The following is an 11,941-nucleotide window of genomic DNA, read 5'->3' as shown; positions in this document are numbered from 1 at the left end:
TACTGTCCGGTATGGTTTTGTTTTTATTAGCTTAGTATGCGCCTTCTTTTTTCAAAACTACCATAACTGTTTTGAGGAGAATTTCAAAGTCTAACCCAAGCGACCAATTTTCGATGTAGTTAAGATCAAGATTAATCACTTGTTCAAAATCTAAAATATCCGAGCGACCTGAGACTTGCCAAAGACCTGTAATTCCAGGTAAAACTTCATGTCGGATAAAATGATGTTCAGAAAATTTATCAACATCTCTAGTAGGTAAAGGGCGAGGTCCTACTATACTCATTTCTCCAAAAATAACATTAAAAAGTTGAGGTAATTCGTCTAAGCTATAAAGTCTAAGAAATTTTCCAACACGAGTAACGCGAGGATCGTCTTTAATTTTAAAGATAATCCCATCTTTTGTTTCATTTAATGCTTCTAATTCTTTCTGCAATTTTTCAGCATCAGACCTCATCGTTCGGAATTTCCATACTTTAAACTGTTGCCCATGTAAACCTACACGGGTTTGTCTGTAAAATACTGTGCCGGGAGAGTCCAATTTTATAGCTATAGCTATAGCTATATAAATAGGGAATGATAAAATTACAAATAAAGTCGCGAAACAAAAATCACAACTACGCTTGAGCCAAAAATCTTTACCTGTAATTATCGGACAATCCAAACTCAGGCAAGGCATTCCTCCTATTTTATTAAATTCTACGTTTCTATAAATTGGTTTTAATTCCATTGGTAAGATATGTACTTGTATGCCGGATGCTTGAAATAACCAGCATAAAAACATTCTATTTTTTAGAGCATCCCAAGATATAAAAACTTCTGTTACACCTAATTGATTAAGTTGATTCAATGTTTGTTGACGTTGATATCTGTCTAATGAATTAGCATTCGCCGTTCCAGATACTATGTAGTGTTTTTCTTTTTTTATAAAGCTAGCAATCTGCTCATGATCTTGTGGATCACAAATAATGAATACCGAAGAACGAACTATTTTTTTCTGCTTACGCAGATATTCAAGAGCAATGTTTACAGCATATCTACCAGTACAGATAAATAATATACTCAACAACCAAGATAATAATATTAACCTTGGACGTGTAATATCAACAACTGGTTTGTACAAAAAAGAAACAAGGAGTATTAATCCATGAGCAAAAGTTAGCGATTTGATAATATTGAAATAGTCATAGCGTTTTTGACCTTCTCGATAAATACCTTCGACAGCTAGTGATCCTATTTGAATCCCAATAGTTATTAAAATCGGTAAATAATAACTCGGTATATACCAAGTAAAATGCCCATAAGAAGACTGATATCCAGCTAAAATCCAAGCTAGGGATAAGAGAGTATAGTCTACTAAAAACAATGTTGTTAATCTTAGCCACCACGAACCCTTGCGTACTTTGACAAATCCAGATGCACGCAAATCCAAAGGTACTTCACTGAATTTATTTGTTGTAAAGCCTTGATTACTCATAGTTAGGAACACTTGGTGTAATTAAAATTTGATGCAAACTTATATAAGACAAGTGGGGGATCTCACATTTTTATTTCAAAGAAACCTTCCCTTTGTAGTTTACTATTAACCATTTTCTTCGGAGTAACTTTAAGTTCTTGATCAAAAGCATCTTCCAGGATCGTTTGAGCGCGGTTAATACCCAGATACTTAGCTTTTGTTGGAGGGTAGAATCCAGTTTAGTCTGGAAAATTTGAGTTTCGATGCCAAAAAAGATTTGTTGATGAGTTAACTTATAGTTGAATAAAGTTCCTGACATTTAATGATTAAGGAGGTCAGGTAAAAATATTATGATTTTTAATGTGCGTAATAAATAGACTGAATCACTACAGTTCTATTGCAGAGTTCAACTTCTATGAGATAATGATATTCCTTCTGAAATTATTCTAACATATCTACTTAGATTAATTCAGTTTTGCTTAGAAGCTTTTCTGTTTGTTTACGCATAATTACTGATTAACAAAACTTACACAAACAACATATAACGAAAAGCATCAAAAATTTGATTATCGTTACAAAACTTTACATAATCTATTTCCCGTTGACCTCAATTAATAAGTAATAAGCTGACACTATTGATAATCAGCGTGATCAACTCAAAACCTCGCCTACTAAGGCTTGTATCTTACCAGGCATGGATTTTAGGACTTTTATGTACACCGTAGCTAGTAGCGCAGGGGGCTGGGGGATTAGGTTTTTGATTAATGAATCGATGCTTTAGATTACATTTTGGACAGTAAGTACCCGATGTTAATTCTCATGTTGTTAAGCTTTTGAGGCCCCAAAAGGGCTGTTACCTTACCGATGGGACTGTAGTTTGTACCAGAAGAGTGAAGTTATACAAATAAAACCCACCTACTTGGTTTCATGAAGTTCGGGTAATTCTTTAATAAAATAATATTATAACTTTACATGAATTTTATATAGAAGGAAACAAAATGAAGATTCGGTAAGAATTATTTTTTAGTTCGGCGGATTTTACTAAAAAACGATAATGTACTAATGTAGTTTTATAATCGATTAGGTTATGAGATAGGTTAGATTACAAACAAACACAAACTTATTTTTTAACTAAATGATGAAGCGCTTAATTAAATGCTTGTTGTTGGCTAAAATGAAAAATTAATTCTTGAGATTTATTTAGAATTTCAATCACTAAAGTATGGGGTAAATTTATTTATGGTAATCAGCAAATTTAATATAAATCTAAATCGATTAGACAGATTTCTGAACACACAAAAGTGGCGTTGGCTGATAAAGTTGCATCTAAATAATTTAAAAGTTAATCGGATTTTGCGACCCACAGACGATTCTGAAATAGGGAAAACGCAGGTAGAAGTAAACAATTTATCTCTTTCAGAAACAGATTATAAGAATTTTGTAAATTCAGATGTACTTAGGAAATATAATCAGCTTGGTTATGTCCATTCCAAGCCTCTTGAATACCTAACGACAATGACTCTGTTAGATTTGAAAGAGGGTGATGAAATATTAGATGCTGCCGGTGGTGAAAAAGCTGAATATATCAAGGCTTTAATGGCGGTTTCTGACTTTAAATTGACTGCTTACTGTCAAGACTCTTTATTAGATGGAAAAGCCGCAGATGGAATTAAATACATTGGTGGCTGTATTGATGCAATCCCCCTCCCAGATGAATCTTTAGATGGAATTACCTGTCATCACTCTTTTGAGCATTTTCGAGATGATTTGGATATTGAGTTTATTAAAGAGGCAGTACGTTTATTGAGAGTGGGCAGAAAACTTGTAATTGCACCGCTATTTCTAGCTAACGAGTATGCAGAAATCTGGAATAATAAACAGATTCAGAAGTCCAGTGTTAAAACAGTGATCACAATTTTTGACAATACTGCAACGTTTGCTGGATGGGGCCCATATGAAGGGTTTGCCAGAACTTATAGTCCGGCTGCGTTTAAAGCAAGAATTGTTGACAATTTGCCTAGCAACTCTCAGGCAAAAATTTACAAAGTTTTTGTAGATGGAAAACCCGTGCCAGATATCAAAAAGAATTATCATCAACCTCTGCTCAATTCGGAAATGAAGGCACTGGTAATAGCCAAAAATTAGACACCAACTTTTGAGTTTAGTAAGTTTTATCTTGGTATGTGAGAGTTAGTGGTATTTCTCTCATTTTCTATAGATTGGGGGCTGTATTAGCTGACATCCCCTTTTGTCTAAACTTCAGTTGAAGTGCTTTGATGTTTAATTGGTATCAAAGTGCAATTGTATTAAACACGATCGCTACTTTGCTGTGGATGACTCCGGACAATTGATAGATCGGCTGAAACTTATATAGAAAATGCAGATAAATAATAGCCAGGCTTCAGAATATAAACAAAATATTCCGTTAGATACTTTAACTCACATTATCGGCACTCAAGTTTTACAGGAATGGAATGACAGCCAAGCAGTTCATCATCAGGATATGTGTATCCATCAGATGTTTGAGATGCAAGTTGAGCGATCGCCTGAAGCCATTGCTGTAGTATATGAAAATACACAACTTACTTATCGGCAGTTAAACCAACGGGCGAATCAGTTAGCGCACTACTTACGTACTTTAGGCGTTGGGCCGGAAGTACTTGTGGGCATTTGCTTAGAGCGCTCTTTGGAGATGATTGTCGGGTTGCTGGGAATTCTTAAAGCTGGAGGTGCTTATGTGCCTTTAGATCCGGCATATCCTTCAGAGCGTTTAGCTTTCATCTTGGAAGACACGCAGACAGCAGTATTGTTAACCCAAGAAAAATTCGTCAATAACTTACCACCGCATCAGGCGCAAGTAATCTGTCTGGACTCAAACTGGCAAGGTAATATCGGAAATAATCAAGAAAATCCTATAAATGAGACGACAACTGATAATCTCATCTACGTAATTTACACATCTGGTTCTACAGGACAGCCCAAGGGTGTAATGATTCCTCACCGGGGGATCTGCAATCAACTCTACTGGAGGCAAACAACCTTTGGATTAACTCAGGCAGACAAAGTTTTACTGACTATTTCTTTTAGCTTTGACCCTTCAGTGTGGCAGATATTCTGGCCATTGTGCTTCGGAGGGCAATTGATCATAGCTCGGCCTGGTGGACATCAAGATCCCGCCTACCTTGTGAAGGTGATTACTGAGCAGCAAATTACCGTCCTAGCCTTAGTGCCTTCCATATTCCGTGTCTTACTGGAAGAGAAGGGAATTGAAAATTGCCGATTCATCAGGCACATTACCTGCGGTGGTGAAGCTTTACCTGGCGAACTCATAGAGCGCTTTTTTGCCCAACTGAATTTGGACAATGTTCTGCATAATTGCTATGGGCCGACAGAAGCTTCCATTGATACCACTTTCTGGAGTTGTCAGCGCGGTACTAATTACGCCATTGCTCCTATTGGTCGCCCCATTACTAATGCAGAGATTCACATCCTCGATGAAAATTTGCAGCCTGTGCCTGTTGGTGAATCAGGTGAACTGCACATTGGCGGTATTGGTCTAGCACGAGGTTATCTGAACCGTCCAGAATTGACAGTAGATAAGTTCATTTTTAACCCTTTTAGCTCTGAACTTGGGGCACATCTTTACAAAACTGGCGACTTGGCACGTTATTTAAGTGATGGTAATATCGAGTTCCTTGGTCGCATTGACCACCAAGTAAAGATTCGTGGCTTCCGAATTGAATTGGGAGAAATTGAAGCCATATTAGGTCAACATCCGGCACTGACGCAGACTTTAGTCATAGCTAGAGAGGATGTTCCTGGGGATAAACAACTCGTGGCATATGTTGTTGCTTGTCCAGAGCAAATTCCTAGCCAGGTTGAATTGCGTCGCTTTTTGGAAACTCGGCTACCTGTATATATGGTGCCTAGTTTATTTGTATTTTTGGACACCCTACCATTAAATCCCAACGGTAAAATAGACCGCCGCGCCTTGCCTGCACCGGATACATTTACTCTTGAGCTGTCAACTAACTTTGTTCCACCTCAGAATTCGACAGAAGAAGTCTTAGCTAGCATCTGGGCGAAAGTTTTGCGTCTGGAACAAGTAGGCATCCACGACAATTTTTTTGAATTGGGAGGTCATTCACTGCTGGCCACTCAAGTGATGTCTAGGGTTCGCCAAGTCTTTCGGATAGAAATACCGTTGCAACTTTTATTTGAGAATCCCACGATCGCTACTTTAGCTGAAGCAATCGCCCAAAACCAGACTCCAGAAGATGATCCCCAAAATCAGACTATTCCCCAAATAGCCAACCGGGAGTCAGCCCCTTTATCCTTTGCCCAACAGCGAGTCTGGTTTTTGGAGCAGTTGGAACCCAACAGCCCAGCATATATCCTCTCGAATGCCCAGCGATTAACGGGCAAGTTAAACGTGGGCATATTGCAACAGTCACTAGATGCGATCGTTGTCTATCACGAGGCACTGCGAACAAACTTTATCACATCACTTGATGGTAGCCCCATACAAGTAATTGCCATGCCTCGTCCAGTGGAACTCAGAATGATTAAGGTAAGACAGGAGCAAGTGGAATCTCTCCTAAATCAAGAGGCGCAACGCCCCTTCAACTTAGAATCTGACTTGATGCTGCGAGCTACTTTGCTCCAGGTAGACGAACAGGAGCATATACTCCTGTTGGCCATGCATCACATCGCCTCAGATGGCTGGTCAGTAGGCATTCTCTGGCAGCAGTTAGCAGCCGTTTATCAAGCCTTTTTGAGCGGTAAGCCTTCCCCCCTGCCAAAATTGCCCATTCAGTATGCGGATTTTGCTGTGTGGCAGCAGCAATGGCTATCGGGTGAGGTACTTTCTAGCCAAATCAACTACTGGAAAACCCAGTTAGCAGGTGCTAATACTGTATTAGAATTACCAACCGACCGACCACGGCCACCAGTCCAAACTTACCAGGGAGCAGTGCAATCCCTGATGCTACCGCAGACTTTGAGTGCATCGCTAAAAGAACTCTCGTATCAGAAGGGTGTCACCTTATTTATGACATTGCTGGCGGCTTTTGGGACAATACTGCACCGCTACACTGGGCAAGAAGATATTCTCATCGGTTCTCCGATTGCTGGCCGTAACCGTTCTGAGATTGAAGGGTTAATCGGATTTTTTATTAACACCGTTGTTTTACGGACTGATTTTGTCGGCAACCCCAGTTTTAGTTCAGTGCTAAGTCGAGTTCGCCAGATGGCATTAGATGCTTATGCTCATCAAGATATGCCCTTCGAGAAACTGGTAGAAGAACTGCACCCAGAGCGAGATACCAGTCGCAACCCACTGTTTCAAGTGTGGTTTAATATGCTCAACTTAAGGGATATCCAACTGGAACTACCTGGAGTGGCTATAGAACCAGTCTTGATGCTAGAAACAGCTTCCAAGTTCGACTTAACCCTGTACGTTACACAAGAAAACCAAGGAATCAAACTTGATTTAGTCTACAATACCGATCTGTTTACTTCAGAGCGGATGATGGAAATGCTTGATCAATTCCATCACTTGCTGAATCAAATTGTTGCTGCTCCAGAGAGCCAGATTAGTTTATATTCTCTGATAACACCAGAAGCGCAACATTTGCTGCCAGAGCCAAGGGCGGTTTTGCCAGAACCACGGTATGAATTGGCGACAACAATGTTTACCTCTTGGGTAAATCGCACCCCAGAACATTCGTCACTCCGTCAAGGATTTCGCACTTGGAATTATGGGGAACTGGGCAAAATAGCTCAAACCTTAGCACAGGTTTTATTATCTGGCGGAGTGGAGCGGGGAGATGTCGTAGCCGTGTTTGGGACACGAAGCTTTGGGCTGATTGCCAGTATGGTTGGCGTACTCTTGAGTGGCGGTGTGTTACTCACCCTCGATCCGAAACTTCCTAGTCAACGCCAGCGACTGATGCTACAGGAAGCTAAAGCCAAGTACATATTATATATTGATGGTCAGCGTCCAGAAGACGAAAAGATATGGGAGTCTTTAACTATCATCTGTGTAAACCCAGACACAGGAGAAACCATAAATTCATTCAAAAAGAGCATTCAAGCAGTAAACCTGCCTGAAATCCTTGCTGACGATCCAGCTTATATTTTCTTTACTTCCGGCACCACTGGTATACCTAAAGGAGTGCTGGGGTGTCACAAAGGGATGGCACATTTTCTTAACTGGCAACGGCAGACCTTTGAAATTAATCAGCAAGACCGCGTTGCCCAATTAACTGGTCTTTCCTTTGATGTCGTCCTCAGAGATATCTTCTTACCTTTGACTAGTGGTGCAACCCTATGTTTGCCAGAAGAAGGGGATAACCTAGAACCGACTAAAATTCTGCGTTACTTGGAAAATGAGCAAATTTCTGTACTTCACACAGTTCCTTCACTGGCGCAATTATGGTTAGCCAATGTGCCGTCAGGAGTCTCATTACGTAACTTACGCTGGTTGTTCTTGGCTGGAGAACCTCTGAAGGAAACACTTGTGCTTCGGTGGCGGGATACTTTTCCAGAATCAGGTGAAATTGTTAATCTCTATGGTCCGACAGAGACAACTCTGGCTAAGTGTTATTACCAAGTACCTGTTGAGTGTACACCAGGGGTACAGCCAGTAGGATTGCCGCTTCCTCAAACTCAAGCACTAGTTTTCACACCGAATCACCAACCGTGCGGCATCGGTGAACCGGGCGAGATTGTGATCCGAACTCCATTCCGCAGTTTGGGCTACATCAATGCCCAACAAGAAAACCGTTCTCGATTTGTCAAGAACCCTTTTCGGAATGATCAACAGGATTGGCTTTATTATACAGGCGATCGCGGTTGCTATCGTCCAGATGGCTCTCTAGAAATTCTCGGTCGCCGAGATCATCAAGTCAAGATCCGGGGGATACGCATTGAGCTAGGGGAAATTGAAACGGTGTTAGCCCAACACCCAGACGTACTCCAGACTGTAGTCATTGCCCGTGAAGATGTTTCCGGTGATCAACGTTTGCTCGCTTACATTATACTGAATCAGGACTCAGCAACCGCGATTAGTGATATCCGGCGCTTTCTCTCAACAAAATTGCCACAGTACATGCTACCTTCGGCTTTTGTCTTGCTGGATACCATGCCCTTAACCCCCAATGGCAAGGTAGACCGCCGTGCCCTACCAGCACCAGACTTATCGAAGCTAGAGCTAGAAGCCACCTTTGTTGCTCCCCGCAATGAAGTTGAGCGCCAGCTAATACAGATTTGGGAACAAATTTTAGGTGTCCAGCCCATTGGTGTCAGAGACAACTTCTTTGAGCTAGGAGGACATTCGATATTAGCGGTAAAACTGTTTTGGCAAATTGAGAAGACATTTAGTAAAAATCTGCCTCTTGCCATTCTCTTCCACTCAGGTACTGTAGAGGCTCTAGCCAAAATAATCTGCCAAGAAGAAGAGATAGCAAAAAACTTGGCTTTAGTAAATACCTTAAACAAATCAAAATCTAGCTGGTCATCCCTGGTAGAAATTCAACCCAACGGTTCCAAGCCACCTTTTTTCTGTATTCACGGACTGGGTGGAGAAGTGTTGTGTTTCCGTGAATTGGCACTGCATCTGGGTTCAGAGCAACCCTTCTATGGATTACAGCCACAAGGGCTAGATAGAAAACAGCCTTTCCATACGCGGGTTGAAGACATGGCAACTCACTACATTCAAGAAATTCAGACCCTTCAGCCCAATGGACCTTATTTTCTGGGAGGTTATTCTTTTGGAGGTGTAGTTGCTTTCGAGATGGCTCGGCAACTCCAAGAGCAAGGCGAACAAGTTGGTATTCTAGTTATGCTTGATAGTTGTCGTCCAGGTTATAGCTGGCGGGCGCCATTTCTCAAGCGAATTTTTTTGCATTTAAATAATATTGTTCAACAAGGCCCTAGCTACCTTTGGCAAAAGGCTGTGAAATGGAGTTATTGGCGGAAGCAGCATCTCGAAAATAGATATAACCGTTATGTGGAAGAGGTACTTGATTTACCTGGAACTGACAAGCACTTAAAAATTATAGATGCTAACACTAAAGCCACCAGTAAATATATCTTTTCACCTTATCTTGGTCAACTTATCCTCTTGCGGACAGAAGATCAAAATCGGGACGAAGCTATAGGCACACAATACGATCCTCAATTCGGCTGGGGCGACCTAGTGCCTGAAGGATTAGATATCCATTATCTTCCCGGCTCTCATCTTGACCTACTTAAGGAACCTAACGTACAGGTGTTAGCCGAAACATTGAGAAATTGCTTAACTCAGGCGCAATCTCCAAAGAATTAACGGTACGAGCTTCATCCGAAGGGCATCAACTCAGCACTGCTGGTTTTTTTTGCCATTTATTAGTACAGCATTTCCGAAATTCGTAGCTTTTTTAAACGCAGAGGGGCGCTGAGTTTTGCCAATTTTAATTCGCTATGAACTTATGAAATTCTGTACTTATATCATGTCCGCTTGATTACTTATTAAACCCCAAGAACCCCACACGCCAGATGCTCCACTTGGGGAGACCCCAAGTGGAGCACTGGCTCCCCTTAATCCCCTCCCCGCAGGCGGGGAGGGGAGACAAAGCGTAGCTTTGGCGGGGTGGGGTGCAATGACTATGGGAATCATAACTAATTACCCGGACATGATATTAGTCTAAAAATAAATTGGGAGAATAATGGAAAAATGCTTGTTAGTGGTAACTAGGATGAGATAATTACTCTGTGGAACTGGAATATTGGTAACAGTCGAATAACCAAAAGATGTGACCGATTTAATAATACGATGAATCTTGCTAGTGTCACAGATTGAACAGAGGTAATTATTGTGGCACTGAAAGCTCGAACGACTGTCGTTTTGAGATTTTAAGTTAGTAAGCAATCTACAATCTACTGATGCTATATAGACGATTTGGACGCACAGAATTACAGATGTCAGTGTTTTCCTGCGGTGGCATGAGATATCAGTTCAAATGGGAGGATGTTCCCAATAATAAAATTCCTGCTGATAACCAGGCGAATCTAGAAGCCACTATTAGAAGGGCGGTGGAAGTTGGGATTAATCATATTGAAACTGCTCGTGGTTATGGCACTTCCGAAATGCAATTGGGGAGAATATTGCCCAAGTTTACGCGCGAAAAATTGATTGTTCAGACTAAAATCAACCCACAGGCAGATGCTAAAGAATTCCGTGAGACATTTGAACAATCATTAAAAAATCTCCAACTAGATTATGTTGACCTATTAGGGTTGCATGGCATTAATCATGTTGAGTCATTAGACTACAGCATCCGTCCTGGTGGCTGTTTAGAAGTAGCCCAGCAGTTGCAAGCTGAGGGAAAAGTTAGATTTATTGGCTTTTCCACACACGGATCAACAGATATAATTGTGCAGACAATTAATACCAATCAATTTGATTATGTGAATCTGCACTGGTACTACATTAATCAATGGAATTGGGCGGCAATTGAAGCAGCTAAATGCCACGACATGGGGGTATTTATCATTAGCCCATCTGATAAAGGAGGTTTGTTATATAAACCACCACAAAAGTTAGTAAATCTTTGCGCCCCTTTGAGTCCAATGGTGTTTAATGATTTGTTTTGTTTGAGTCATCAAGAGGTGCATACCCTGAGCTTGGGAGCCGCAAAACCGCAAGATTTTGATGAACACCTGAAGACTTTAGAATTAGTAGATTGGGCATCGTCAATTTTGCCACCTATTTTAGCAAGATTGGAAGAAGAAGCGATCGCTACTTTGGGAGAAGATTGGGTAAAATCCTGGGAGAAAAATCTACCAACCTTTGACCAAACCCCTGGCGAGGTAAATATTCGGGTGATTTTGTGGCTGCGGAATCTAGCGATCGCCTACGATCTGGTAGACTACGCTAAAATGCGCTACAACTTACTTGGCAATGGCAACCACTGGTTCCCTGGCAATAAAGCTGATCGACTAGATGAATTAGACTTGCGGCAATGTCTCGCCCGCAATCCCCACGCTGATAAAATCCCCCAACTTCTGAAACAAGCTCATCAGATGTTGGCGGGTGAAGAAGTGCGACGTTTATCTCAGAGTTGAGGATTAGAAACTTAGTATATTTGATGATATACTAAGTGACTATATATCAATAGTTAGTTAATCAAGTTGGCTAACAAAAATGAAATCTCTATTTTCGCAAAATTCAAAACAAATAGAATTACCTCTACAGTTAGTAACTTATCAAAATAAATTCGCTTTCATCGATCTATTTGCCGGTATTGATGGATTTAGAATTGCTTTACAAAAAGTAGGTGGTCAATGCTTAGGCTATTCTGAAATAGACAAACAAGCTATAAAAGTTTATCAACAAAATTTTATCAGCTACTTAGGGGTTGCTGAAAAAGAAAGAAAAGGTGACAGTCTCTAGATTATCAGACCAAAGAAGTATATTCCAGTGCAAGATAAGGAGGTAAAATAGCC

5 protein-coding genes are annotated in these 11,941 nt (G+C 40.7%); 4 read left to right on the top strand and 1 reads right to left on the bottom strand.

What is annotated here, in order from left to right; genetic code table 11:
* Nucleotides 1-31 precede the first annotated feature (31 nt).
* Nucleotides 32-1,474 (bottom strand): sugar transferase, encoded by a 1,443-nt coding sequence (locus V7K36_RS18565; protein ID WP_335118113.1) that lies wholly within the window; start codon nucleotides 1,472-1,474, stop codon nucleotides 32-34.
* A 1,494-nt stretch (nucleotides 1,475-2,968) separates the two neighbouring features.
* On the opposite strand from V7K36_RS18565, the gene V7K36_RS18560 reads away from it, so the two are divergent.
* The 4 genes from V7K36_RS18560 (at nucleotide 2,969) to V7K36_RS18545 (ending at nucleotide 11,888) form a co-directional block, all read left to right on the top strand.
* The gene (locus V7K36_RS18560; protein WP_335118112.1) at nucleotides 2,969-3,598 is read left to right on the top strand and encodes a class I SAM-dependent methyltransferase; all 630 of its coding nucleotides are present in this window, start codon (nucleotides 2,969-2,971) and stop codon (nucleotides 3,596-3,598) included.
* 232 nt (nucleotides 3,599-3,830) lie between these two features.
* Nucleotides 3,831-9,782, top strand: coding sequence for an amino acid adenylation domain-containing protein (locus V7K36_RS18555; RefSeq protein WP_335118110.1), 5,952 nt, complete (start codon nucleotides 3,831-3,833; stop codon nucleotides 9,780-9,782).
* 596 nt (nucleotides 9,783-10,378) lie between these two features.
* Complete coding sequence (locus tag V7K36_RS18550) at nucleotides 10,379-11,560, top strand: aldo/keto reductase (RefSeq protein WP_335118108.1); 1,182 nt, start codon at nucleotides 10,379-10,381, stop codon at nucleotides 11,558-11,560.
* Between the two features lie 79 nt (nucleotides 11,561-11,639).
* On the top strand, nucleotides 11,640-11,888 hold the full coding sequence (locus V7K36_RS18545) for a DNA cytosine methyltransferase (protein ID WP_335118106.1): 249 nt from the start codon (nucleotides 11,640-11,642) through the stop codon (nucleotides 11,886-11,888).
* Nucleotides 11,889-11,941 lie beyond the last annotated feature (53 nt).

Origin of the sequence: Nostoc sp. (assembly GCF_036919555.1) — a bacterium.
GTDB lineage: Bacteria > Cyanobacteriota > Cyanobacteriia > Cyanobacteriales > Nostocaceae > Nostoc.
This window is presented reverse-complemented; position numbering and strand designations above follow the sequence as displayed.

Excerpts from the sequence above, each read along its gene's own strand:
- V7K36_RS18565 (WP_335118113.1), bottom strand. The coding sequence starts at position 1,474 with ATGAGTAATCAAGGCTTTACAACAAATAAATTCAGTGAAGTACCTTTG.
- V7K36_RS18560 (WP_335118112.1), top strand. The coding sequence starts at position 2,969 with ATGACTCTGTTAGATTTGAAAGAGGGTGATGAAATATTAGATGCTGCC.
- V7K36_RS18555 (WP_335118110.1), top strand. The coding sequence starts at position 3,831 with ATGCAGATAAATAATAGCCAGGCTTCAGAATATAAACAAAATATTCCG.
- V7K36_RS18550 (WP_335118108.1), top strand. The coding sequence starts at position 10,379 with ATGCTATATAGACGATTTGGACGCACAGAATTACAGATGTCAGTGTTT.
- V7K36_RS18545 (WP_335118106.1), top strand. The coding sequence starts at position 11,640 with ATGAAATCTCTATTTTCGCAAAATTCAAAACAAATAGAATTACCTCTA.